23 protein-coding genes and 2 tRNA genes are annotated in these 23089 nt (G+C 68.0%); 11 read left to right on the plus strand and 14 right to left on the minus strand.

Annotated elements, in window-relative coordinates; genetic code table 11:
• Positions 1-96: 96 nt before the first annotated feature.
• Positions 97-945: a class I SAM-dependent methyltransferase gene (locus tag AC1DHX_RS08485; protein ID WP_476899948.1), complete on the plus strand. Its 849-nt coding sequence runs from the start codon at positions 97-99 to the stop codon at positions 943-945.
• A 126-nt stretch (positions 946-1071) separates the two neighbouring features.
• Here the strand turns inward: AC1DHX_RS08485 and AC1DHX_RS08490 are convergent, their stop codons facing one another.
• On the minus strand, positions 1072-1431 hold the full coding sequence (locus tag AC1DHX_RS08490; protein WP_028276353.1) for a DUF2516 family protein: 360 nt from the start codon (positions 1429-1431) through the stop codon (positions 1072-1074).
• A 9-nt stretch (positions 1432-1440) separates the two neighbouring features.
• Entirely contained in the window at positions 1441-2637 is a 1197-nt protein-coding gene (locus AC1DHX_RS08495; protein ID WP_476860390.1) for a trans-sulfuration enzyme family protein, read from the minus strand.
• A 134-nt stretch (positions 2638-2771) separates the two neighbouring features.
• Here AC1DHX_RS08495 and tmk point away from each other — a divergent pair, with 134 nt between their 5' ends.
• The 4 genes from tmk to AC1DHX_RS08515 all read left to right on the plus strand — a co-directional run bounded on the left by tmk (position 2772) and on the right by AC1DHX_RS08515 (position 6398).
• Positions 2772-3428 (plus strand): dTMP kinase, encoded by a 657-nt coding sequence (tmk, locus tag AC1DHX_RS08500; RefSeq protein WP_476860416.1) that lies wholly within the window; start codon positions 2772-2774, stop codon positions 3426-3428.
• Positions 3425-4567: a DNA polymerase III subunit delta' gene (locus AC1DHX_RS08505; RefSeq protein WP_223914375.1), complete on the plus strand. Its 1143-nt coding sequence runs from the start codon at positions 3425-3427 to the stop codon at positions 4565-4567. The genes tmk and AC1DHX_RS08505 overlap by 4 nt, the downstream gene beginning before the upstream one ends.
• A gap of 60 nt (positions 4568-4627) precedes the next feature.
• Positions 4628-6211 carry an alpha/beta hydrolase gene (locus AC1DHX_RS08510; RefSeq protein WP_476860391.1) on the plus strand — a complete coding sequence of 528 codons (1584 nt, stop codon included), beginning with the start codon at positions 4628-4630 and terminating at the stop codon, positions 6209-6211.
• A 114-nt stretch (positions 6212-6325) separates the two neighbouring features.
• A tRNA-Thr gene (locus AC1DHX_RS08515) sits at positions 6326-6398 on the plus strand.
• Between the two features lie 307 nt (positions 6399-6705).
• On the opposite strand, the gene AC1DHX_RS08520 is transcribed toward AC1DHX_RS08515, so the two are convergent.
• Complete coding sequence (locus tag AC1DHX_RS08520) at positions 6706-7269, minus strand: DUF805 domain-containing protein (RefSeq protein ID WP_476860392.1); 564 nt, start codon at positions 7267-7269, stop codon at positions 6706-6708.
• 74 nt (positions 7270-7343) lie between these two features.
• On the opposite strand from AC1DHX_RS08520, the gene AC1DHX_RS08525 reads away from it, so the two are divergent.
• Complete coding sequence (locus AC1DHX_RS08525) at positions 7344-7469, plus strand: hypothetical protein (RefSeq protein WP_476860393.1); 126 nt, start codon at positions 7344-7346, stop codon at positions 7467-7469.
• A gap of 253 nt (positions 7470-7722) precedes the next feature.
• Here AC1DHX_RS08525 and AC1DHX_RS08530 read toward each other — a convergent pair whose 3' ends face one another.
• Together AC1DHX_RS08530 and AC1DHX_RS08535 are read right to left on the minus strand one after the other, a co-directional pair.
• Positions 7723-8475, minus strand: coding sequence for an HNH endonuclease family protein (locus tag AC1DHX_RS08530; protein ID WP_476860394.1), 753 nt, complete (start codon positions 8473-8475; stop codon positions 7723-7725).
• A gap of 148 nt (positions 8476-8623) precedes the next feature.
• Positions 8624-10231: a cellulase family glycosylhydrolase gene (locus AC1DHX_RS08535; RefSeq protein ID WP_476860395.1), complete on the minus strand. Its 1608-nt coding sequence runs from the start codon at positions 10229-10231 to the stop codon at positions 8624-8626.
• Between the two features lie 388 nt (positions 10232-10619).
• Between AC1DHX_RS08535 and AC1DHX_RS08540 the strand changes: the two genes are divergently transcribed.
• Positions 10620-11933 (plus strand): MFS transporter, encoded by a 1314-nt coding sequence (locus AC1DHX_RS08540; RefSeq protein WP_476860396.1) that lies wholly within the window; start codon positions 10620-10622, stop codon positions 11931-11933.
• Here AC1DHX_RS08540 and AC1DHX_RS08545 read toward each other — a convergent pair.
• A complete protein-coding gene (locus AC1DHX_RS08545) occupies positions 11930-12403 on the minus strand; it encodes a hypothetical protein (RefSeq protein ID WP_476860397.1) in 474 nt (157 codons plus the stop codon). The two genes, AC1DHX_RS08540 and AC1DHX_RS08545, sit on opposite strands and share 4 nt — an antisense overlap.
• Before the next feature lie 86 nt (positions 12404-12489).
• Here AC1DHX_RS08545 and AC1DHX_RS08550 point away from each other — a divergent pair, with 86 nt between their 5' ends.
• Positions 12490-13527 carry a hypothetical protein gene (locus tag AC1DHX_RS08550; RefSeq protein WP_476860398.1) on the plus strand — a complete coding sequence of 346 codons (1038 nt, stop codon included), beginning with the start codon at positions 12490-12492 and terminating at the stop codon, positions 13525-13527.
• 36 nt (positions 13528-13563) lie between these two features.
• Positions 13564-13821 carry a hypothetical protein gene (locus AC1DHX_RS08555; RefSeq protein ID WP_476899949.1) on the plus strand — a complete coding sequence of 86 codons (258 nt, stop codon included), beginning with the start codon at positions 13564-13566 and terminating at the stop codon, positions 13819-13821.
• A 195-nt stretch (positions 13822-14016) separates the two neighbouring features.
• On the opposite strand, the gene AC1DHX_RS08560 is transcribed toward AC1DHX_RS08555, so the two are convergent.
• The 7 genes from AC1DHX_RS08560 to AC1DHX_RS08590 form a co-directional block, all read right to left on the minus strand.
• Entirely contained in the window at positions 14017-14862 is an 846-nt protein-coding gene (locus AC1DHX_RS08560; RefSeq protein ID WP_028276361.1) for an aldo/keto reductase, read from the minus strand.
• Between the two features lie 163 nt (positions 14863-15025).
• Positions 15026-15493, minus strand: a complete 468-nt coding sequence (locus tag AC1DHX_RS08565) for a hypothetical protein (protein ID WP_476860417.1) — start codon at positions 15491-15493, stop codon at positions 15026-15028.
• Positions 15494-15500: 7 nt separating this feature from the next.
• A complete protein-coding gene (locus AC1DHX_RS08570) occupies positions 15501-16178 on the minus strand; it encodes a bacterial proteasome activator family protein (protein WP_476850601.1) in 678 nt (225 codons plus the stop codon).
• A 174-nt stretch (positions 16179-16352) separates the two neighbouring features.
• Complete coding sequence (locus tag AC1DHX_RS08575) at positions 16353-16544, minus strand: YbdD/YjiX family protein (protein ID WP_476860400.1); 192 nt, start codon at positions 16542-16544, stop codon at positions 16353-16355.
• Between the two features lie 13 nt (positions 16545-16557).
• Positions 16558-18897, minus strand: a complete 2340-nt coding sequence (locus AC1DHX_RS08580; RefSeq protein ID WP_476860401.1) for a carbon starvation CstA family protein — start codon at positions 18895-18897, stop codon at positions 16558-16560.
• Positions 18898-19031: 134 nt separating this feature from the next.
• On the minus strand, positions 19032-19568 hold the full coding sequence (locus AC1DHX_RS08585; protein WP_223914389.1) for a PadR family transcriptional regulator: 537 nt from the start codon (positions 19566-19568) through the stop codon (positions 19032-19034).
• Between the two features lie 178 nt (positions 19569-19746).
• A complete protein-coding gene (locus AC1DHX_RS08590; RefSeq protein WP_476860402.1) occupies positions 19747-20730 on the minus strand; it encodes an NAD(P)H-quinone oxidoreductase in 984 nt (327 codons plus the stop codon).
• Between the two features lie 163 nt (positions 20731-20893).
• On the opposite strand from AC1DHX_RS08590, the gene AC1DHX_RS08595 reads away from it, so the two are divergent.
• Together AC1DHX_RS08595 and AC1DHX_RS08600 are read left to right on the plus strand one after the other, a co-directional pair.
• Positions 20894-20981: transfer RNA gene (locus tag AC1DHX_RS08595), tRNA-Ser, on the plus strand.
• 758 nt (positions 20982-21739) lie between these two features.
• A complete protein-coding gene (locus AC1DHX_RS08600; RefSeq protein ID WP_476860403.1) occupies positions 21740-22021 on the plus strand; it encodes a YciI family protein in 282 nt (93 codons plus the stop codon).
• Positions 22022-22075: 54 nt separating this feature from the next.
• On the opposite strand, the gene AC1DHX_RS08605 is transcribed toward AC1DHX_RS08600, so the two are convergent.
• The gene (locus AC1DHX_RS08605; RefSeq protein WP_476860404.1) at positions 22076-22963 is read right to left on the minus strand and encodes a helix-turn-helix transcriptional regulator; all 888 of its coding nucleotides are present in this window, start codon (positions 22961-22963) and stop codon (positions 22076-22078) included.
• Between the last annotated feature and the right edge of the window lie 126 nt (positions 22964-23089).

A 23089-nucleotide genomic window follows, 5' to 3' on the forward strand; every position in this document is an offset into this window, starting at 1 on the left:
CACCGCGTGCTTCAGGGCAACGCGGGGTCGCTCCCGGCCCATCCAGCGCCCATCACGGAAATGGGGTGACCCCGCGTTGGAGGATAGGCTTGGGCGGTGGTACAGAAGGCTGAACGGGTGCTGGCCCCCCGAAACAAAGGCGGAACGAGAGGCGGCGCGCGCGGCGGCAGGCCCGTGGGTAACGTGACCCGCGGAACCACGAACCCCAACCGGATGCGCCGCGTGGACCGCTGGCTGACCGGGCCGCAGGCATGGCGGCTGCGGGCCGCGGCCCATCCTCTCGCCGTCGACCTCGGGTACGGCGCCTCACCGGCCACCGCCGTCGAACTTTTCGAACGCCTCGCCGCGGTCCGCGGGGACGTACAAATGGTGGGGATCGAAATCGAACCGGAGCGCGTCCGGCAGGCCCAAGCCCTTGAACGGCCCGGCCTAAGGTTCCAGCTGGGCGGCTTCGAACTGCCCATGACCGGAAAGCCTGTGCTGGTCCGCGCCTTCAACGTGCTGCGGCAGTACGAGGAAACCGACGTGGCGGGCATCTGGCGGCTGGTGCAGGACCGGCTGGCCCCGGGCGGGCTGTTCATCGACGGCACGTGCGATGAGATCGGGCGGCGCGCCGCCTGGGTTGCGCTCGMCGTCGAGCGGCCGCTGAGCCTGAGCCTGTCCATGCGGTTCGGTGCCTTCGTGCTGCCCTCCGACGTTGCCGAAAGGCTGCCGAAGGCCCTGATCCACCGCAACGTGCCCGGCGAGAAGATCCACGCCTACCTGCAGGCGATGGACCAAGCTTGGCTGGAAGCGGCGCCGCTGGCGGCCTTCGGAAACCGGCAGCGCTTCGGGGCTATGTGCCGCGCACTGCTCGAGGCCGGTTGGCCGATCCAGGACGGCCCGTCCCGCTGGCGGCTGGGCGAAGTGACGGTCGGCTGGGAAGCCGTGGCCCCGGGAGCTTAGGCGCCGGGGGGTGGGCCCACGCCGGCAGGGTTCCCTGGGCGAGCTTGCGAGCTTAGGGTGCCGGTGTTGGGCCCACGCCGGCAGGGTTCCCTGGGCGAGCTTGCGAGCTTAGGGTGCCGGTGGGGATCACCAGGGGCCGTAGGGGCCCATGTTGCTGCCGCGGCCGCGGCCGGCGTCCTTGACGGCGGGGCGGACGTCGGCGAGGTACACGGACGCGGCCGTCACCGCCGCAAGGCCGAAAATGCCAAGCGAACTGGCGCCGCCACCGCTGCCCAACTGCGAGAGCAGGGAGAACAGTCCCACGGCGAACGCGCCGCCGGTCAGGGCCAGCCAGAAGGTCTTGGTCCGCTTCGATACGGCCTCGAACGCGTTGGCCTTGTGCCGGAGACAATCGAAAAACGCCCATGCCTCAAGGACAAAGGCCACGACAGCCAGGACCAGGTAAACCCCGGATTCGACAAAGTAAATGAGTATGCGTCCGTCCACTCCCCCAGCCTAGCCGTCCAGAGTGCCCAATGCCTGCTCCAAATCGGCCCAAAGGTCTTCCACGTTCTCAATGCCCACGCTCATCCGGACCAGGTTGTCCGGCACGCTCTCCGGCTCGGCGGCGTGCCGGCGCCGGCGTTCGATCAGGGATTCCACCCCACCCAGGGAGGTCGCGGGGAGCCAAAGCTGCAGGGCGCGGATCATGCGGTCCGCGGCGTCCGCGCCGCTGAGGCCGCTGCCCTGCCCACCCACCGGTGCCACCTCGATGCACAGGACGGATCCGAAACCCTTCATCTGCTCCTTGGCCCGCGCGTGGCCGGGATCCGAGGCCAGCCCGGGGAAGCGGACGCCGGCCACCTTCGGATGACCGTCGAGCCGCTCGGCCAGGATTTGGGCCGACGCCTGCGAACGCTCGATCCGCAGCGCCAGGGTGCGGAGCCCGCGCAGCGCCAGCCACGCCTCGAATGGTCCGGCGATTCCGCCGTGGATGGTGCGGTGGTGCAGCAGGGCGGCGCGGAGACCGGCGTCGGACGTCACCAGGGCACCGAGTACGACGTCGGAGTGGCCGGAGAGGTACTTGGTCACCGAATGCAGCACGACGTCGGAGCCCAGGCTCAGGGGCTGCTGCACCAGGGGCGTGGAAAAGGTGTTGTCCGTGACGACGATGGCGCCGGCCTCATGCGCCGCGGCGGTCAGGGCCCGCATGTCCGCGACGCCGAGCATGGGGTTCGTGGGGCTCTCCAGCCAGAGCATGCTGGCGGCGCGCCCGCCGGCCGGGGCAAGCGCCGCAAGTACAGCGTCGGTGTCCGCGATATCTACCGTCCGCAGCTCGAGGAACCCTTTGGCCGCCAGTTCGGTGGCCATGGTGACCGATCCCGCGTAGCTGTGCGACGGCATGACGAGGACGCCCTGGGCGGGCATCAGAGACAGGGCCGAACTCACGGCGGCGAGTCCCGAGGCGTATAGCAGGCCCGGCAGTTCCGCGCCCTCCAACTGGCCCAGCGCCTCTTCAAAGGGGTCCCACGTGGGGTTGGAATACCGGCCGTAGCCGCGGTCGCCGTCGCCTAGCGGTCCCGTACCGAAGTAGGTCGAGGACAGCACCAGCGGCGGGTTGACCGGTTCGTCTCGGGTGCGCGGCGGGCGCCCTGCCGCGACGACCAGGGAATCCGGCGAAAGCGAGGCGGCCTGTTCTTCAGTAAGACTCATGAGGACAGGGTACGTGGGCGCCCGGCAGGGTACCCAAGCCGTTACGCCGCAGACTTTGCGCAGACTAGAGTGTCGGTGATTGTCGGTACTCTTGAACGGTGACTACCCAGAGCCCCGGAGCGTCCCGCCGAAAGTTGACCGGCCTGTTGCCCGGACTGTTTATTGCCTTCGAAGGCGGAGACGGCGCCGGCAAGTCCACGCAGGCGGCTGAACTCGCCAAGGCCCTGGAATCGGGTGGTTTTACCGTGCTGCGGACCCGGGAACCGGGCGGCACGGCGATCGGTGAGAAGCTGCGGTCCCTCGTGCTGGATCACGGCCACGGCCACATCGATGCCCATACCGAGGCCCTGATTTTCGCGGCATCCCGGGCGGCGCACGCTAGCCAGGTCATCCGCCCCGCCCTGGAACGCGGCGACATCGTCCTCACCGACCGGTACATCGATTCCTCGGTCGCGTACCAGGGCGCCGGCCGAGGCCTCGGAACGCAGGCGGTCCGGGACATCAATGCCTGGGCAACATCGGACCTGCAGCCGGACCTGACGGTACTTCTCGACGTCGAGCCCGCCGTTGGCCGGCAGCGGCGCACCGCCGGCGAGGCCGCCGAAGACCGCCTCGAGTCCGAGGCCGACGAATTCCATGCCAAGATCCGGGCGGCCTTCCTTGACCTCGCCTCGGCCCGGCCGGAGGCGTATCTGGTGCTGCCCGCCCGGCTGCCCGTCGCCGAACTCGCCGCCCGCATCCTCGAGCGCGTCGAGTCCCTGCTGGCCGTCGCCCAAAGCAGCACAGCATGACGGTCTGGGACGACCTCCAGGGCCAGGACGCCGTCGTGGCCCAGCTGCGCCAGGCGGCCCAGAACGAAGGGCTCACCCACGCGTGGCTTTTCACCGGCCCGCCCGGCTCCGGCCGTTCCAACGCCGCGAAGGCGTTCGCCGCGGCCCTGAACTGCGACCAGGAGGACGTCAGCCTGCGCGGCTGCGGCGAATGCCCGGCCTGCCTGACCATCCTCGGCGAAACCCATTCCGACGTCGCGTTCGTGCGCACGGAGAAGGTCACCATCACCATCGACGAGGCGCGCGAGCTCGTGTCCACCGCCGGGAACCGGCCCTCGTCGGGCCGGTGGCGGATCATCGTGGTGGAGGACGCGGACCGGATGGCCGAGCGGACCACCAACGTGCTGCTCAAGGCCATCGAGGAACCCACGCCCCGCACCGTCTGGATGCTCTGCGCCCCCTCCCCCGCCGATGTCCTGGTGACCATCCGCTCCCGCTGCCGGCCGGTGGCGCTGCGGCTTCCGCCGGCCGCCGCCGTCGCTGCCCTGCTGGTCAAGCGCGACGGCGTGGACCCGGCGGTCGCCGAGCGCGCCGCCCGCGCGGCGCAGAGCCACGTCGGGATCGCCCGCCGCCTGGCCCGGGACCCGGAGGCCAGGGAGCGCCGGCTCGAGACGGTCCGGTTTCCGCTGTCCCTTCGCGGCGTCACGGCGGCGGTCATGATGGCCGAGAAACTGGTCAAGATCGCCACCGAGGAAGCCAACAGCTCCAACGACGAGCGCGACGCCGCCGAGAAAACCGCGCTTCTGACCACCCTCGGGGCACCCGAAAGCGGCACGCTGCCGCCAGCCATGCGGAGCCAGGTCAAGCAACTCGAGGACGACCAGAAGCGCCGCGCCAAGCGTTCCGTCACCGATTCCCTTGACCGCACCCTGACGGACCTGTTGTCCTTCTACCGGGATGTCCTGATCATCCAGATGGGGAACGCAGTGGAACTCGTCAACGTTGAACTCAGAAGCGAACTCGAAGACTTCGCCTCCCGTTCCACCGCCGAAGTGACCCTTGCCCGAATGGACGCCATCAACAAGGCCCGCACGCGGATCACCACAACCAACGTGGCCCCGCTGCTGACGATCGAGTCCATGGCTTCCAGCCTTATTTGACGGTTCCGGCCGCTCCAACGATCATCTTCGCTTTCGTTCCTAGCCTCCAAGGAGAACCGCATGAAGCCTGCTCGACCCAAGTCCGCAAGATCCCGATCCCTGGCGATCGGCATGCGGGCCGTCGGCGCCGTGGCCCTGGCCCTCACGCTGGCCTCGTGCACCCTTTTCGGCGGCGGGGGCGGCAACGGGTCCAGTGCGCCGGCATCGGGGACAGCGGGGCAGGCGGACCCGTCAATCGTGGCGGCCGCGCCGGCCGAACTGCGCAGCTACTACTCCCAGCAGGTCGACTGGAAACCGTGTGAAGGCAACTTCCAGTGCGCCAAGATCAAGGTTCCGCTGGACTACAGCAAGCCCGACGGCGAACGCATCGAGCTTGCCGCCATCAAGCTCGCCACGACAGGCGACAAGAAGGGCACCCTGATGGTCAATCCGGGCGGCCCGGGCGGCTCGGGGTACGACTTCGTCAGGGATGCGGCTAACACCCACATTTCGGACAAAGTCCGGTCCGCCTACGACATCGTGGGCTTCGACCCCCGCGGCGTGGAGCGCTCCGCCCCGGTCACGTGCCTCACGGACAAGGAACGCGACGCGTCCCGCGCCAAGACCTACGCCCTGGACACCGACGCCGGACTGGACGAGGCCTTGGCCGACAACAAGGCCATCGCTGCCAAGTGCGTGGAGAAAACCGGGCCGGTGCTGGCCCACATCGACACCTTCAGCGCCGCCAAAGACATCGACATCCTGCGCGGCGTGGCCAACGACTCAAAGCTGAACTACCTCGGCTACTCCTACGGGACCCTGCTGGGCTCCACCTATGCGTCGCTGTTTCCGGACAACGTGGGCCGGTTGGTCCTCGACGGCGCCATGGACCCGTCGCTGAGCAACGAGGAACTGACCCGCGACCAGGCCGTGGCCTTCGAAAAGGCCCTCCACGCCTATGTCGCCAAGTGCCAGCAGACGTCCGGATGCCCCCTCGCGGGAAGCACCGAGGAAGGTGTCCAGCAGATCCGCAACGCCATCAGCGCGGCCGAGGCGAACCCGCTGCCGGCGAAGGACGGACGGAAGGTCTCGGGCTCCACGTTTGTCAGCGGCCTCATCATCCCGCTCTACAACAATGACAACTGGCCGATCCTCACCCGGGCGCTCGCCACCGCCCTGGCCGGCGACGGCACGGGCATGTTGCAGCTGGCCGACTTCGGCGCCGACCGCGATCCCAGCGGCACCTACACGTCAAACAGCACCTTCGCCTTCAACGCCATCAACTGCCTGGACTACCCGATGGTGTCCGACACCGCGTCCATGCGGGCCGAGGACCAGAAGCTGCGCCAGCTGTCGCCCACGTTTGGCTACTACTTCGCCTATGGCGGCAGCAACTGCAAGGACTGGCCGTACAAGAACGTCCGGACCCCTGCCCCGGTCGATTACAAGGGCTCGGCCCCGATTGTCGTAGTTGGAACCACCGGCGACCCGGCTACGCCCGTGCAATGGGCCAGTTCCCTGCGCAAGCAGCTTGGGAACGCCTCGCTGCTGACCTGGAAGGGTGAGGGCCACACGGCGTACGGCCGTTCCAACAGCTGCATCGGCAACGCTGTCGATGACTACCTGGTGGACGGAAAGGCCCCGGCGGACAACACCGTCTGCTAGGTCCGCGACAGGGCCGCATGCTGGCTTCGGTCGCTCATTTTGACCCGGACGCCGGGACTCTATTACAGTTGTCTCTTGCATGATCCGCCCGGTTCGCCGGGCATTCATGTGGTTGCTTCCTTAGCTCAGTTGGTAGAGCGTCTCACTCGTAATGAGAAGGTCGCCAGTTCGATTCTGGCAGGAAGCTCGGGAAGAACCCCGTATCACCGTTGACTCAACGGGGATACGGGGTTTTTTATTGGTTGCGGCGGGACGGGCCCATACGGGGCCGCATAGGGCCAGGGCACACAGATGGCAGGTTGCACCTTACTTGGCGCCGCCCGTCAGCGTGACCTCTGTTTATGTGGACGTGGTGGACTCTTCCCGTGCCCGTGTTGCGCCCGGTGGCAGCCGCTCCCGGCTGGGAACCCCGACCAAGAAGAAGGCCCCGCAGCCCACGAGGGCGGCAGGGCCTTCTTGTAGTTCGTGCGGGGTCAGTGGGTGCGCCCGGATGCTTATGCGGGGACGTCGAAGCGCTGGCCCTCGGGTTTTGATTCCAGCAGCGTGAAGACGAGGAGAATGATGCCGCCGATAAACGGGATGAGGACGATGAGGTACATCCAGCCGCTGAAGTTCGAGTCGTGGAGGCGACGGACCGTCAGGGCCAGGGACGGGACAATGACTGCCAGGAACCAGACGGCTGCCAGGATCAGGCCGACCATATAGGCGGGGCCGGGGACGCTGGCGCCGTTGGGGCCCAGTTTTGCGCCGGCCGCGCCACCGGCAAGCATGATGACGTTCAAGACGATCGAGACGAGTCCGGAGACGAGCATCCACCACCAGTATTCGCTCCGGCTGGCGCGGCCGGAGAACGTCCCGTACTTCTTGAAGAACCGCGACGCGGCCTCTGGCAGGGAAGCGCCGTAGAGCGGTGCCCAGAGTGGCACGGGCCCGGATCCCTGAGCCGGGTATGCCGCAGCGGCGTACGGGTTCGGCGCCCACCCCGGGTTCTGCCGGGGCTGCTCGCTGGGCCACATCTGCCGGCCGGTGCCTTGCTGAGAATTATGCGGATCTGACATGTGATGCTCCTTCACTGGTGTGGCGGGTGGATCCGGGAGGGTCAGGGGACGTCGGCCGCGGCGGAATCGCTGAAGTGTGGCGCCTGGCTCGGCGGGGGCTGGACATGGGTCTGGGCACGCTCGGCTCCGCGGCGTTGCGCGTTGTGGACCTCGAGGCGGTGACGGCCTGCGATGACGGAGCTTGGACTGCTGCCGAGTAGCCGGCGCGGTTGTGCCATGGTTCCCCCAATACCGGGCACCCCAGCGGGCCCCCGGCTGTCATGCTACCGGCGTTTTCGTCCCGTGGGCACTATGGCATCCCGGAATGTTTCCGCAGGTCAGGGAGCAGAACGGGCCGACACCTTGGTGTGCCGTCCTTAGGGACGGAAGCTGCTCGACGAGACGGACGTTTGGTCGCGGGTTGGGCGCGGTTTAGGCGGCGCAGACGAAGGTACCCTCAGAGATGCGGTGCCGCTATTTGCAGGTGGCGAGAATCCCGGCGATGGCGTCGTGCTCGGGACGGGTCATCCACAGTTTGTACTTGGCCTTCACAGCCGTCTGGCGGGCGACGTATTCGCACCGGAACGCCTTGTTGGCTGGCAGCCAAGCATCGGCCGAGGAGTCTGACTTCTGCTGGTTCGCGGGGCCGTCGGCGGACATCAGGTTCAGCGGATCGTTGGCGAGCTGGAGGCGCTGGCCGGCGCTGATCTGCTGGGCGCCGGTCTGCCAGGCCAGCGACAGGGGAATAATGTGGTCGATCTGGACGTCCGCCGAGTTCTCACCACGGGTCAACGTGATGGTCTTGCCGGTGTATTTGTCGGCAAGCTTGCCGGAGGCGATGACGCAATCCCTGGTCCCGGGCTTGGTCGTCACGTCGGTGAGGTCACGGCGGAGCATGTCGTTGCGCGTGTCGCAGCCGTTGTGGTCCACATCGGACCAGGCGGGACCGAACTGCCCGCGGCTGTACCCGGTCTTTGGGGCCTTGCCCTTCACCGGGATGGACGCCAGCTGGGCTACGGCCGCGGCGGCCTCGCCCGGGTGCGCGGTGCCGGTGCCGGTGCCGGTGCCGGGAGCCTGGGACGCGGCCGCGCTGTGCACGGCGTCAGCGACTTTGGCGCCAACGTGGGCTGCGGCATCACAGCCGGCGAGGGAGCCTGCGAGAAGCAGGCCGGCAAGGACGGTCAGGGACTTGGTGGCGGCGGAGCGGGAGATGTTCATGCCTATCATGAGTGCGGCGAAAATGACCAGACTACCCGCACCCCGTTCCGCGCCCGCGCAGGCCGGAGCATGGAGTCGCTCACGTGCAGCTGTGGCCGCGGCTCCAGGCTGCTTCTCGTCAACACGTTGGGCGGTGAGGGCGTCCTTGCGCGGCCGGCTACTTCAGGGTGAGCACCGGGCTCACGGGAGCCTTCAGCGAATCCACCTGCAGGCCTACGGACAGTTTCTGGCCGGCGGCGACCTTGGTGGCCCAGTCCGAGCCGCTGCAGGTCACCGACACCTTGGGGAGCACCGTGCAGCTGATGCCCCAGGAGTTGGCCACCCGGGTGACGTTCGGATCGGGCCAGCTCACGCTCCAACCGGCCGCCGCCCGGAGGCCGGTGACCTCGATATTGGCCACGTAGCCGCCGGTCCATGAACTGCCGAGTTTCCAAACCGCGCTGATCGGCGCGCCCGATGTAGGGGTGGGAGACGGCGAGGGCGTCGGCGTGACGGTCGGCGTCGGCGACGCGGTGGCCGTGGGCGTGACGGTCGGCGTCGGCGACGGCGTGGCGGTCGGCGATACCGTCGGCGTCGCAGTGGCGGTCGGCGACGGCGTCGGCGTCGCGGTGAGGGTCGGCGTCGCGGTGACGGTCGGCGTCGGGGTGCCGTTCAGGAGGGGCGCGAGCGCGGCCAGTTTGGCGGCCTCCGGGGTGCGCCAGTCCGCCTGGACAAGGCCTCCGGTAATGCCGCTGTTCGGGTTGAACGCCCAATACGCGAAGCTCATGGAATTGGTCCCGAGGTAGGAGACGATCTTCTCCATCCACTGCTTGTCCGACGTGGTTTGCAGCGCGGTCCCGAACTCTCCGAGCAGAACCGGGGCGATGCCCTGCTTCTGGATGTAACCCCAGTTGGCATCCCACACGGCCGGCAGGTTGTTGGGGTAGCTGGGGTCGCTGAACCACTTCTGCGCAAACAGCGACGCCGGGTAGTCATGCGGGGAATAGACCACGCGGTTGGGCGTGGCCAGGGTGACCGGCTTGTTCTTGACGTCGGCCAGGCCGCCGCCCCACCAGGTGGAGGTGCCGTGGCCCTGGTTCTCGATGCCCTCAACGATGATCAGCAGGTTGGGGTTGGAGGCCAAGACGGCGTTGCCGCCGCGGGTGGCCGCGGCCTGCCAGTCGGTGGCCGCGGCGCCGCCCCACGTCGCCGCCCCGGCAGGCTCATTGTGAAGGTCGGCGCCGATGACGGTGGGATCGTTCTTATAGCGGGCGGCGAGCATTTGCCAGTCAGCGATCCACTTCGACTCCGGGTAGGCGGAGGTGTACCAGAGCGGGGACTGGTCGGCAGAGGACGGCCGGTGCCGGTCCAGGATGATCTGCAGGCCGTTGGCCTTCGCGCGGGCGATCACCGTGTCCATCAGGACCAGGGGCGTCTTGCCCTCCAGCGCGTAGGCGCGGTTGGCCCAGTAGTTCAGGTTGCCCTTGATGGATGCCGCTGCCAGGCACTCGTTGGAGAACGGCAGACGGACGGTGTTGAATCCCATCGATTTGATGTTGGCCAGGGCCTCGTCGATGGTCAGGGTTCCCCAGAGCCCGTGCGGCATGCAGTCGGTGGTTTCCATGCCGAACCAGGACGCGGCCTTGATCGTATACGGGGCGTTGTTCGAGTCCAGGATCCTTGCGCCAGAGGTGTGCAGCCAGCCGGTGGGCGGCGGCGTTGTGGCGGCAGAGGCCAGGGGAAGCGAGGCCGCGGCGACGCCGGTGAGGGCCAGTCCGGCAGCCACAGCGATGCCCAGAAGTGTGGCAGTCAGGCTCGGGCGCCTTCCCCCGGCGTGGAGTGGGGGATTCGAAAACGGTTTCACAGTTCCTCCGTGAGAATGGCGTGCAGGTGCGGCCTGGTTGGTGCGGCTCTTGGCGCGCGGGGCGGCACCGAGGATGAGGGCCCCTTCCGGCGGGTGCCGGTGGGTGCCGTCCGAGCTCATGGGTGTGTTGCCTTTCAGTCCGTCATTGTGGGTCCCCCCGGCCCGCACAATACGGATCGGCCCTCAAAAAGTACCAAGCTGCCACCCAGAAAGAACCCCTTTGGCCAATATTTCCTTCTGCGCCTCGACGCGGCGACAGGCCCCTGACCTGCGTATTGTCTTTTTCCGGGCCGTCCGTCAGCCTTAGGAAATGGAACGGCCCGGGCGCAGGATGCCAGCCGGCCAGCAATACCCTCCGTCGCGGTCCGGCCAAACCGGGAATTGGCGGCACCGGCTGTGGGGCCCGGTTGTCGGCTTCGGCCTGGTCAGCCTCGCCGCGGACATGGTGTCCGACGGCGCCCGCCCGCTCGGCGGTCCCCTGCTGGCCCAGCTCGGTGCGTCCGCGCTGTTCGTCGGCCTCGTGACCGGCGCCGCCGAAGCCGCGTCCCAGGGACTCCGGCTGGTGTTCGGCCCCTGGGCGGACCGCACCGGGAAGTACTGGACTTTCACGATGGCCGGCTATGTGCTGACGGCGGTGTGCGTCCCGCTGCTGGCGTTGACGCCGTTCGCCGGGACCGCCGGGATGGCCCTGGCGGCCGTGCTCATCATCGGGGACAGGGTCGGCAAAGCCGTCCGCAGCCCGGCGAAAACCGTGCTGCTCGCCACCGTCGCCGGGCCGGTTGGCCGGGGCCGCGGCTTCGCCGTCCACAAGTCCCTCGATCTGGCCGGGGCGCTCTTGGGCCCGCTGCTCGTCTCGGCGGTGCTGGTTGCCACCGGCTCACTGCCGGCAGCCTTTGCGGTGCTCATCATTCCGGCGGCGGCGGCGCTGGCGATTCTCGTGTGGCTGCGCCGCCGCGTCCGGGATCCCGGCGCGGACAGGCCTGCGGCCGACCCCTCCGACCTGCCGGAGCCGCCCCGCGGGAAACCCGCCGGGCGGCCGCCGTCGGCGCTCTCCAGCGCCTTCATCCTGTTCGCGTTGGCCGGGTTCTTCTGGAGCGCCGGACTGGTCGCCTTCGGCGTCATCTCCTATCACCTGACGGCCGACGTGGCCGTCCCCGTCCCGGTGGTTCCGCTGCTGTATGCCGGCGCCATGGGGGCCGGCGCCGTCGGGGCCCTCGCCAGTGGCGTCCTGTACGACCGCGCCGGGGCGGCCGTGCTCCTGGCACTTCCCGTGCTGATTATGGGGGTGCCCGTGCTGGCCCTGGCGCCGAGCGCCGGGCTCGTGCTCGCGGGCGTCCTGGTCTGGGGCGCCGCCACCGGCATCCAGGACTCCACGGTCAAGGCGTTGGTTGCCGATCTGGTGCCCCAACCCCGGCAGGGCACGGCGTACGGGGTGTTCGCGGCGTTCGAGGGCGCCGGCGCCTTGGCCGGCGGCGCCCTGTACGGGTCACTTTACGGCGCACGGCCGGTGCTCATCGCTGCCGTGGCCACACTGCAGGCAACGGCCTTCGTCCTGCTGCTCGTCACGCTGCACCGGGCCCGGCACGCATCACCTGGCCAAGGGCCCGCGGATGGGCTGAGTTAGCGCGCCCAGACCGAGGCCGCGCCGGAATGTCCCGTGATGATGCTCTGGTAAATGAAGAAGCCCCCCGCGAGGGCGCCGGCAATCAGGACGGCTCCTCGGACAATCCCGTTGCTCCGAAGGCCGCCAAGGAACGCCAGGCGCCGGCCAAAGGGCTCGTAGGTGACTATCAACATTGCCGCGACCAGGACGAAGAAGATCACGGAAAGCACTTTGAGTACGTCACCTTCCTGGGCGTGCTCGTGGACCACCGCCGACGCCGGACGGACTTTCTCCAACTGCTCGCCTGCCTGCGCGGTCAGGAGTGTTACTGGCACCAGCCCCAGTGGCAACACGCCCAGGGGCCAGGCCAGGTAGCCCCACCAGCGCCGTGCCAGGGCATAAACGATGGCGCCAAGACCTGCGATGGGCGCTAATACCACTACGGCGTGGACGAGCAGGACATGGGCCGGGAGCCCACCAATTTCGATCAAGTGAAATCTCCTCCAGAACGTGACGGCACCGGCTCTGATGATGGGGCAGCGAACTCGCGGCGGGGCCAGACTCCTATGATTCTTGCATGGGATCGCGGGAACTAGCGGGCATTGCCGGACCGCTCTATGCATTGCCCTACGGGGATTTCGTGGCTGCTAGAACGGCGGCGGCCAAAGACGTCAGTTCCGCGGGCGTCACCGCCGCCGAGCAGCGTGCCCTGGCGGCCGCAGTCCGTGCCCTGCCCAAGCCGTCCGTGGCGGCGTGGGCGGTGAACATGCTGGCGGCGCACCGCCCCGAAATCCTGCGGGAGCTGGCTGCGCTGGGGACGTCGATGCAGGCCGCACAGGATGCCCTGGATGCAGCGGACCTCCGTCGCCTCGCCCAGCAGCGGCGCCAGCTCCTCGGCAGCACGGTGAAGGCGGCACAGGCCTTGGCGGCCCGGCACGGACGGGCCATCAGCGCCGCCGTCGCAACGGAAGTGGAGCAGACCCTGCGGGCCGCCACCGCCGATCCGGGGGCCGCCGCCGCCGTGCAAAGCGGCTGCCTGCTCCGGGCGCTCTCGGCGGACGGGGTCGACGTCGTCGATCTCGCCGGCGCAGTGGCTGTCCCGGGGAGCCATGCGGCGACGGTGCCCGGCACTGGAGCCGCGCCTGGAACGGCCAGCGTCCGCGGGACAGAACCAGCGCCCGGCGCCGGCGGGACAGAACCGGCGGACCGGACCGCACAGCGTGGCACAACTGCCGGCGGAAAGCCGACAACGGAACAACCCCGCCTCCGGGCCGTCGGCACGGCACGGATGACGCCCACGCCGTCGGCGGTGGAACGGGCGCGGGCCGCCCTGGAGTCAGCCGAAGTGGCCGCCGCGGAAGCCGACGAGGAGGCAGGCCGCGCGGCCGCGGAGCTGGCGGAGGTGACGGCGGAAACCACCCTGCTGGCCGACGAGGTGCGCGAGCTCAGGCGGCGTCTGGACGCGGCAGAAGCTGGGCTCAAAACGGCCCGGAAGAATCACGAGCTGGCGGCGGCTTTGGCGCAGCAGACGGCACGGGCCGCCGACCGCCAGCGACGCAAGGAAGTCCTGGCGCGGGAACGGGTGCTGCGGCTCGGCAACACGCCGGAGGAGTGAAGTCTTAGTGTCGGAGGTCAGTCGCACACTGGAATCATGGAGAACAACCAGAATTTCCAGCAGAGTTTCCGCCATGATATCGAGTCAGATTTTGAGGCGGATTTCAACCGCACACAGGACGGCGCACTGTATTTCGCGGTCACCTACCTGGACACCGACTGCGGCCGGATCCGCACCGAGAGCTTCGATGACGCTGCCGCCGCAGACCGCTTCGCCAGCCGCYGCGTTGCGGGCGAAGACGGCTGGGCCGTGGTCGATGCAATTCCGGCGAAAGAGCGCCGGGCCGCCGCCTGACTCCGGGGGCTTTCGGGACCGGCGCCTGTGTCCGGGCCGTCTTTCTCCGAGCGTGTGGGATTGGCCGGTCACGGACCCGGACGGAGGGAAGGGGCCGAACGGCGGGAAGGTCCCGGACGTCCGAAGGGCCTCCACCCCGTGCGGGGTGAAGGCCCTGTGTGATCGCCGGCTGGCTGCCGGCGTCATGGGAGGTGCTTAGGCGAAGTCGGAGACGGCCGGATCCGGTCCGATCCGGCCGGCATCTTCGGCGGAACGGTCCAGCCCGTTGATGGCCTGGATGTCGGTCTCGTCGAGGCTGACGTCCAGGGCCGCGTAGTTCTCGCGGATCCGGGACTCGGTCACCGACTTCGGGATGACCACGTTGCCGATGGCCAGGTGCCAGGCGATGACAACCTGGGCCGGGGTGGCGCCGTGCTTGGCGGCGATCTGGGCAATGACGGGGCTCTCGAGGAGCTCGCCGCCCTGGCCCAGCGGCGACCATGCCTGGGTGAGGATGCCCTTGGACGCGTTGAATTCGCGCAGGTCGGCCTGGCTGAAGAACGGGTGCAGTTCGACCTGGTTGATGGCCGGAACCACGCCGGTCTCATCGATCAGGCGCTGCAGGCCCTCCTTGGTGAAGTTGGAAACGCCAATGGTCTTGACCCGGCCCTGCTTCTGGAGCTCGATGAGGGCCTTCCAGGTGTCAACGTATTTGTCCTGCTTGGGCTGCATCCAGTGGATCAGGTACAGGTCCAGGGTCTCGAGGCCGAGCCGCTCCATGGATTCCTCGAACGCCTTCAGGGTGGACTCGTAGCCCTGGTCCGCGTTCCACAGCTTGGTGGTGATGAAAATTTCCTCGGGCTTGAGGCCGGAACGCTCGATGGCGCGGCCTACGCCTGCTTCGTTGCCGTAGATCTTTGCCGTGTCGATGTGGCGGAAGCCGGCCTCGAACGCCTGGACAACCACCTTTTCGGCCACGTCATCTTCAACCTGCCACACGCCGTAGCCAAGCTGGGGGATGGTGTTGCCGTCATTGAAAGTCAGTTCCGGTGAAAAAGTCATATAAGTATCCTGCCAATTTCGGCGCCCTCCGGCCAGCGACAGGGCGCCGCTAAGCTAGGCGCGTAACCGGGAATACCCGGGAATTTCGGGAAATATCGGGAAATTTCGGGAACTCCAGCCATGCCGGGACGGGCCTGTGCAAGAGACTAATTCGCGAAGGGGCTCAGGCTGGCGTCGGCCCGCCGCCGTCGGCTTCCGCAAGCCGGCGCTCGGCGTCGCGGACCTGTTCCAGCACGGAATCGGCGCGCCGCCGCACCGACGCGGCACCCGCCGGGACCGGCCCCACTGCGAGCCGGAGCATCGCGGCCGCCTCAGCCGTCATGGCCAGGGAGTTGCCGGCCGTCGACAGAGCGCGGTGAACCCCCGCCAGCGGCCCCGGGATGTCCAATCCATTGCTGGGAAAGCGCCGCTGGGCCTCCACGCAGACGTGCCGGACCCGGGGCGCGAGCGCGGAAAGCTGATTGGCGATCTCGACGAGCTCGCCGTACAGGGCCTCGTCTTCGACCCCCTCAAGGACCTGGTGGTAGCGGTCAAGTCCGCGGTTGAACCGGTCGTGGGCGCGCCGCCAGAGCCCCTTGCCAAGTTCTGCGTCGTCCCTGCGGCCTTGCCGTGCTGCGCTGAAGAAGCCCAAGGTCGCGCTAAAGGTACTGGCCCGGGCCATGGTCAGGGTCCGCGGGTTCGGGCGGCTCGGGGGACTCCGCGCCGTGACGCGGCGCGGCGGCGCGGACCGGTTCGCCGTTTTCCCCGATGATGACGCCCGGCGCGATCACGGTTCCGGGCGGCAGCTGGCGCAGCTGCATTTGGGCGTAGGTGTGCTCCCTGGCGGCGTGCTGCGCCGCGATGGCCGTCTGGATGCCGTGGAAGAGCCCCTCAAGCCAGCCGACCAGCTGGGCCTGGGCTATCCTCAGTTCCGCGTCGGAGGGGGTGGCGTTCTCCGGAAAGGGGAGGTTGATCCGTTCGAGCTCCTCAACGAGCTCCGGGGCCAGGCCGTCCTCGAGTTCTTTGATGGACCGGTCGTGGATTTCGGCCAGCCGGACGCGGGCCGCGTCGTCCAGGGGCGCGGACTTCACCTCGTCCAGCAACTGCTTGACCATCGTGCCGATCCGCATGACCTTCGCGGGCTGGTCCACGAGGTCCTGAAGTTCGCTGCCCCGGGGCGGCCTGGGCCCGGCACCGGATCCACCGGCGCGGCCGGGCGGCACTGCAGCCGGTGGCGCCAGGGGCGTCCCGGGCAGGGCGTCATCCACGGGTGTGCCTTCGACGGGCACGTCGTCGGCAGTTTGGGCGCTGGGCTGAGTGTCGTGCTGATCGCTCATGGCTTCATACTCTCACGCGCCGGGCGGCCCGGACCCGGCGTCCGCCGGGAGCGGAGGGGCGGCGTCGGACACCGCTGTGCCCCACGCCGCCCTCCCCCGGCCCGGCCGGGCCAGCTGCCCAGCATCAGCCGCTCAGCAGCACCAACTCAACAACACCGGCTCAGCAGCACCGCCTCAACAACACCGCCCCTGCGGGTTGGTGTCCTGCCGGTCGGTCCGGTCACGCCAGAACTCCCGCTCGGTGAGGGGACTGCTGGTGTGCCCGGAGGCCTCATGGTGCTCCAGGTACTTCTTGTAGGCATCGGCGCCCAGCACACCGCCGAGGTACCCGGCAAACCCGCGGAACCCCGCGAGGACCGCGTTCACACCCGGCCCCGCATCAGTGGTGCCCGGACTTTTCGAGCCGTTCTCCGGCCGGGAGCTGGTTCCATTCGGCCACGAGGTCACGCTCCGCCGCCGTGGGAACAAACCCTGCCGGGGCGAAGACACGGGAGGCCAGGGCGGGGTCTTCGTTCTCGGCGTTGGGGAGCCCCGCGGCCGTGTTCCGCAGGGCCTTGATGGTCGCCATCACCGCCGTGACGATGACGATGATGCTCAGCACCACGAAGATGATCGACAGCCATCCCTGGATCATGGTGTTGCGGACCACGGCCTCCATGGCGGCCTGGGTCTTGGCGGTCCCGAAGGACGTCTTGCCGTCCGCCAGAGCCTTGGCGAAGGCTGCGTTGTTGGCGAAGTAGCCCACCGCCGGAACGGGCGAGAAGATCTTGTAGAAGCTCGCCGTGATGGTCACGACGGCGGCGAACGCCAGCGGCGCCGCCACGATCCACAGGTACTTCGGGGCGGTGCGCTTGGCGGCAATGGCCAGGCAGACCGAGAGGGCGATGGCCGCGAGCAGCTGGTTGGCGATGCCGAACAGCGGGAACAGGGTGTTGATGCCGCCCAGCGGGTCGGTGACGCCCATGATCAGGACCGCGCCCCACGCGGCCACCATGATGGCCGTGCAGAGCCAGGCACCCGGGCGCCAGGAGTGTTCCTTGAACTTCGGGACGAAGTTGCCGATCGAGTCCTGGAGCATGAACCGGGCAACGCGGGTGCCGGCGTCGACGGCCGTGAGGATGAAGAGGGCCTCAAACATGATGGCGAAGTGGTACCAGAAGGCCATCATTGCCGTGCCGCCGATGAACTGCTGCATGATGTGGGCAAGGCCGACGGCGAGGGTGGGCGCGCCGCCCGAACGCGACACGATGCTTTGCTCCCCCACGTCCTTGGCCGTCTGCGCGAGATCACCGGCCGTGATGTTGACGCCGGACAGGCCCAGGCTGTTGACCCACGCGGCCGCGGTCTCGACGGTCCCGCCGGTCAGCGCCGCGGGGGCGTTCATGGCGAAGTAGATGCCGCGGTCAATGGAGATTGCGGCCACGAGGGCCATGATGGCCACGAAGGATTCCATGAGCATGCCGCCGTAGCCGATCAGGCGCGTCTGGCGCTCCTTCTCGATCAGCTTCGGTGTGGTGCCGGAGGCGATCAGCGCGTGGAACCCGGACAGCGCGCCGCAGGCGATCGTGACGAACAGGAACGGGAACAGGGCGCCGGAGAACACCGGGCCGTTGTCCCGGCCGGCGAACTCGCTGAAGGCCGGCACGGTGATTTCGGGGCGGACCACGATGATGGCCAGCGCCAGCATCACAATCACGCCGATCTTCATGAACGTGGAGAGGTAGTCGCGGGGGGCCAGGAGGAGCCAGACGGGCAGGATGGCTGCGATGAAGCCGTAGATGATGAGGCCCCAGGCGATGGTGACCTTGTCCAGGTGGAAGAACGCGGCACCCCATTCGGTGCCCGCCACGGCGCCGCCGCCGATGATGGCGGCCATGAGCAGCACGAAACCGATCACGGACACCTCCATGACCTTGCCCGGCCGGATGAAGCGCAGGTACACGCCCATGAAGAGGGCGATCGGGATGGTCATGCCCACCGAGAAGACGCCCCAGGGGCTCTCGCCGAGGGCGTTGACAACCACCAGGGCGAGGATGGCCACGATGATCACCATGATGAGCAGGGTTGCGACGAGGGCGGCCGTGCCGCCGATGACGCCGAGTTCCTCGCGGGCCATCTGGCCCAGGGACCGGCCCCCGCGGCGCATGGAGAAGAACAGGACGAGGTAGTCCTGGACGGCGCCGGCAAGGACGACGCCGATGATGATCCAGATCGTGCCGGGCAGGTAGCCCATCTGGGCCGCGATGACCGGGCCCACCAGGGGGCCGGCGCCGGCGATGGCGGCGAAGTGGTGGCCGAAGAGGACGTTGCGGTCCGTCCGGACGTAGTCCTTGCCGTCGGCCTTGTATTCGGCCGGGGTGGCACGGCGGTCGTTGGGCTTGGTCAGGTAACGCTCAATGACCTTGGAGTAGAAGCGGTAGCCGATCAGGTAGGTGCAGACGGAGGCGAACACAAACCAGATGGCATTGACGGTCTCGCCGCGGATGATGGCGAGCATGAACCAGGCGATCCCGCCCAGCAGCGCAATGGCCGCCCACAGCGCGATCTTGGCGGGCGTCCAGGCGCGGTCCGCGGCGTCGCGGACCGACTCATCCACCGAGGTCGGCGGGAGGGACGGGTCCGGGACGACCCCGTCGTCGAGTTGCGCGGTGCCACGCGCGCTGCCCTGCGTGAGGTTGTTTGTGCTTTCGCGTTGTGTGCCTTCTGGCATTGTGCCCATGTCTCCTCCTTGAGAAACCCAGCTGGGCAGTCCACCGGTACAGAACTGCCCTCCGGCACCCTACCAATGCGGGCGGGTCCCGGTCGGGTCCCTGCGCCCGGCGGTGTGGATTGCGCGACGAGCGGTCGGCCCGGCTACGCCCGGAGGTTGCTGAGCTGCACGAGGCGGGCCTCGCAGAGGTCCAGCCAGCGCACCTCGGCTTCGGTCTGGAAGATGAGGGAATCCAGCACCAGGAGCCTGGCGGTGTCGGCCGGGCGCTGAAGCGCGGCCGTGTCGCGGCGGGACTTGGTGTAGTCCTGCAGCGCGCGGATGGAGACCGTCCGCTGGGCCTGGATGATGGCGCCGACGTCTGTCCCGGGAATTGTGAGGCCGAGGGCGAGCTTGATGGCCAGTTCATTCCGGGGCGGATTCGCGCGGGATACCGGGGCCGTGAACCAGGAGCCGACTTCGGTCCGGCCGGCCGTGGTGATGCTGTAGATGACGTGCCCGTCGCCGTCGCCGCCGTCTTTGCGGACCAGCCCGTCGCGTTCCAGCCGGTCCAGGGTGGTGTAGACCTGTCCGATGTTCAGCGGCCAGGAGGACCCGGTGCGGTCCTCGAATTCGGTCCTGAGCTGGTACCCGTAGCGCGGGCGGTCCTGCAAGAGGGCGAGGAGACTGTGACGGATAGACATGGCGCCCCCCGGAATCGCTAAGTCACGAAATCACACAGCATACACGCGCCCCAAGACGCGTGTATACCGCGTATGGAACCACGCTATCGCCTTTGGTGTCCTTGCCGCAAAACAGCGCATGCCCCGCACGGAATAAGTCGGCCCGGACCTGCGGTTTCAGGCCGGATCCGGCACCCCGCTACATGACCAGCAGGACCTTGCCCACGTGGTCGCCGGAGTCGAAGTAGGTGTGTGCGGCGGCGACCTGGTCCAGCGGGAAGCTCTTGGCCACGAGGGGCCGGATCCTGCCGTCGGTCAGCATCGGCCACACGGCGTCGCGGACGGCGTTCATGATCACGGTCTTTTCCTCGACCGGGCGGGGACGCAGTGCGGTGGCGATGATGGCGGCCCGTTTCTGCAGCAGCTGGCCAAGGTCCAGTTCCGCCTTCGCGCCGCCCTGCAGCCCGATCACCACGAGGCGTCCGTAGTCGGCGAGCGCATCGATGTTCTGCTCGAGGTATTTGGCCCCGACGACGTCGAGGATGACGTCCGCGCCCTTTCCGCCGTTTTGCGCGCGCAGGCTCGCCGGGAAGTCTTCCTCCGCGTAGTTGATGGCGATGTCCGCCCCGAGGAAGGCTTTGGCGGTGCCGACTTTTTCCGCGTTCCCGGCCGTCGTGGCCACTCGGGCGCCAACGGCCTTGGCCAGCTGGATGGCCATGGTGCCGATACCGCCTGTGGCTCCGTGGATGAGGACAGTTTCACCCGGCTGCAGCTGCGCCGTCATGATCAGGTTGGAATAGACCGTCGCCGCGACCTCGGGCAGCGACGCCGCCGTGACCAGATCCACGCCGTCGGGGATCCTCAGGACCTGCCCCGCGGGCACGGCCACCTGCTGGGCGTAGCCGCCGCCGGCGAGCAGCGCCACCACCTTGTCCCCCACGGAAAACGCCTTGGTCACGCCCGGACCGAACCCTGCGATCCGGCCGGAGACCTCCAGCCCGGGGACCTCGGAGGCGCCCGGGGGCGGCGGGTAGAAGCCCTTGCGCTGCTGGACATCGGCACGGTTAAGGCCCGCGGCCACGACGTCGATCAGCACCTCCCCGGGGCCGGCCACCGGAGCCTGAACCTCACGGACTTCCAGGACCTCGGGTCCGCCGGGCTCTGATATATAGACAGCCTTCATGGAGCACTCCCGATTCCTAACTGGCTCCGCGCACGTTCGCCGCGATCGCCAGGTCCGATCAACATCACTCCCCAGAATATGGCGGGGAGCTGCACGCGTCCGCAAGCGCACCGTGTTTTTGGTTTTTGTTGCAGCCGACTGCCTATGAAAGACTACTCGTTAGGGAAGGTTGTCCGAGCGGCCGATGGAGCTGGTCTTGAAAACCAGTGTGCGGTGACCCCGTACCAAGAGTTCGAATCTCTTACCTTCCGCGGGAGCGCAGATCTTGCGCGGTTCAGAGGCCGGCCCGGGGCGATCGAAAGATCGTTCCGGCCGGCCTTACTCGTCTCCGCCCCGGAGTGAAACTCCTGACCGGCCCAAGAATCATCAGCTGTCAGTGTTGGCCGTGTTGGCGGCCAACTGGCAGCCCAAGGTAACGGTTCAGCACCGTCTTTCAGACCTGACAATAACTTCCGGCCGCATACCTGATACTGAGGTCTCGAGCGGGATAATCACCCCGCCGTCGCAAATATTGGGGGAACAATAAGTGGGTCTCAACCGCACCGGGTTTTACGCGCATGTCACAATGGCGGGCATTGCTCTCAGCCTCGTCCTTGCCGGATGTGCATCACGGCCAGGAACTGATCCTGCCGCTGCCGCTCCGCGCTCGACCACCGGGTCCACGGCTGGGGCCGCGCCGACCGTGACGGCCACACCAACCGCCACTCCAGCACCGGTGGCGCCGACCGCCAGCGCGGCACCCCCGGTGGCGGCGCCTGCCCCGTCAGCGAAGCCTGCAGCACCTGCGCGGAAGACGTTCACTTTCCCGGATGGCCACATTTCCTTCACGTATCCGTCGACCTGGACCGTGCGCACGGTCCTCCCGCCTGCCCGAACCGTCCCCGGCGTTGAAGCGATCGTTTCCGATGGCGCCGGCAACGATCTGCTCTCACTACAAAATGGCTTTACCACTGGTTGCGCAGCTGCGCCCACCTCCCGCGAAGTGTTCGATAAGGTGCAGGCTCCGGGAATGACCGCACCGGACGGCACTAAACCCGTTTTTGGGTTCGCCGTGGAATCCTCTTCGACCCGCGATTTTTACGGAATGGGTCTCCGCGACCCTCGATACCTGGAGCAGGGCAAAGGCGTCACCTCCAGCTGCGGGCTCCTCGCCACGGGGAACGGCGGGCTCACCACGAGTGTTCTTTTCAACGACCCCGCGTTCCCGACCCGGGCCGCCGCTACGGCCTGGATGGCAACAGACCAATACGCCCAGCTCAAGGCGCTGCTCATCAGCCTGAACTACGTCTAAGGCAACTCCGGCGCCGGGTAACACGCTCTCTGGCGGCACGGAACTTTCCCTCCTTCAGCTGGTTGCCCGGCGCCGTTCGATCGTGGCGTCGTCGCTTGCACTCCAGCTGGCGAGGAGGTGCAGCCGTTCCGCTGAGGGCGAGCCCGGCTCGGCGGTGTAGACCAAGAGGACCAGGCCCGGTTCCGCGGTGATCGCCAGTTCCTCGTAGGCCAGCGTGAGTTCGCCGGCCACGGGGTGGTGAAAGCGTTTCGTGCCGGACCCGTGAGTCCGCACATTATGGGCGCCCCACAGTGTCCGAAACGTCTCACTGCGGGTCGACAGTTCGCCGACCAGGTCCTGCATGGTGCGGTCGTGGGGGTCGCGGCCGGCTTCAGCGCGCATGATGCCGACGCACATTTCGCCGAACAAGTCCCAGTCTGGGTAGAAGTCGCGCGAGGCGGGGTCGAGGAACTGGAACCGCGCCAAGTTCGGGGTGCGGCCGCCGTCCCCGATCACCGGAGAGTAGAACGCCCGGCCCAACGCGTTCGTCGCGAGCAGGTTCTGGTACGGGTCGCGAACGAATGCGACGCCCTCGGTGATCGCTTCCAGCGCCCACTGCAGGCTCAGACGCGCCCCGGCCTGGACGGTCGCGCGCTTGCGCGACCGTCCCGAGGTCGGGATGCCGTCTGCGGCGCGGGCCAGATCGAACAAATGGGCACGCTCGGTGTCGTCAAGCCGGAGGGCACGGGAGATGGATTCGAGCACGGACGAGGACGCACCGGCGATCGAACCGCGCTCCAGCTTGGCGTAATACTCCACGCTGACGTCGGCGAGGACCGCAACTTCGCTGCGCCTCAATCCGGCCACCCGTCGGTTCGAGCCTGCCGCAAGGCCCGCTTGTTCCGGCGTCAGTCGTGCACGGCGCGACATCAGGAACTCACGCACTTCACCCCGGTTATCCATGCATCAAGGGTAAATCGCGGCGGCCAAACAAGGGGTTCCCTCCCGGTACACGTCTCACCGGGGACTCCCCCGCCCGCGGAAATCGGGCTTGACTGGCCAGAGGGTTGAGCTGTGCTTCGCGGCCTG

The sequence above is a fragment of the Arthrobacter sp. 05N33_2 genome (assembly GCF_056397425.1).

What these genes read in the sequence shown, in the direction of transcription:
- AC1DHX_RS08520 (WP_476860392.1), bottom strand. Translation starts at nt 7,269, where the DNA reads ATGTCAGATCCGCATAATTCTCAGCAAGGCACCGGCCGGCAGATGTGG.
- AC1DHX_RS08605 (WP_476860404.1), bottom strand. Translation starts at nt 22,963, where the DNA reads ATGGATAACCGGGGTGAAGTGCGTGAGTTCCTGATGTCGCGCCGTGCA.
- AC1DHX_RS08570 (WP_476850601.1), bottom strand. Translation starts at nt 16,178, where the DNA reads ATGAGCGATCAGCACGACACTCAGCCCAGCGCCCAAACTGCCGACGAC.
- AC1DHX_RS08540 (WP_476860396.1), top strand. Translation starts at nt 10,620, where the DNA reads ATGGAACGGCCCGGGCGCAGGATGCCAGCCGGCCAGCAATACCCTCCG.
- AC1DHX_RS08550 (WP_476860398.1), top strand. Translation starts at nt 12,490, where the DNA reads ATGGGATCGCGGGAACTAGCGGGCATTGCCGGACCGCTCTATGCATTG.
- AC1DHX_RS08510 (WP_476860391.1), top strand. Translation starts at nt 4,628, where the DNA reads ATGAAGCCTGCTCGACCCAAGTCCGCAAGATCCCGATCCCTGGCGATC.
- AC1DHX_RS08505 (WP_223914375.1), top strand. Translation starts at nt 3,425, where the DNA reads ATGACGGTCTGGGACGACCTCCAGGGCCAGGACGCCGTCGTGGCCCAG.
- AC1DHX_RS08590 (WP_476860402.1), bottom strand. Translation starts at nt 20,730, where the DNA reads ATGAAGGCTGTCTATATATCAGAGCCCGGCGGACCCGAGGTCCTGGAA.
- AC1DHX_RS08495 (WP_476860390.1), bottom strand. Translation starts at nt 2,637, where the DNA reads ATGAGTCTTACTGAAGAACAGGCCGCCTCGCTTTCGCCGGATTCCCTG.
- AC1DHX_RS08580 (WP_476860401.1), bottom strand. Translation starts at nt 18,897, where the DNA reads ATGGGCACAATGCCAGAAGGCACACAACGCGAAAGCACAAACAACCTC.
- AC1DHX_RS08530 (WP_476860394.1), bottom strand. Translation starts at nt 8,475, where the DNA reads ATGATAGGCATGAACATCTCCCGCTCCGCCGCCACCAAGTCCCTGACC.
- AC1DHX_RS08560 (WP_028276361.1), bottom strand. Translation starts at nt 14,862, where the DNA reads ATGACTTTTTCACCGGAACTGACTTTCAATGACGGCAACACCATCCCC.
- AC1DHX_RS08600 (WP_476860403.1), top strand. Translation starts at nt 21,740, where the DNA reads ATGACCGCACCGGACGGCACTAAACCCGTTTTTGGGTTCGCCGTGGAA.
- AC1DHX_RS08585 (WP_223914389.1), bottom strand. Translation starts at nt 19,568, where the DNA reads ATGTCTATCCGTCACAGTCTCCTCGCCCTCTTGCAGGACCGCCCGCGC.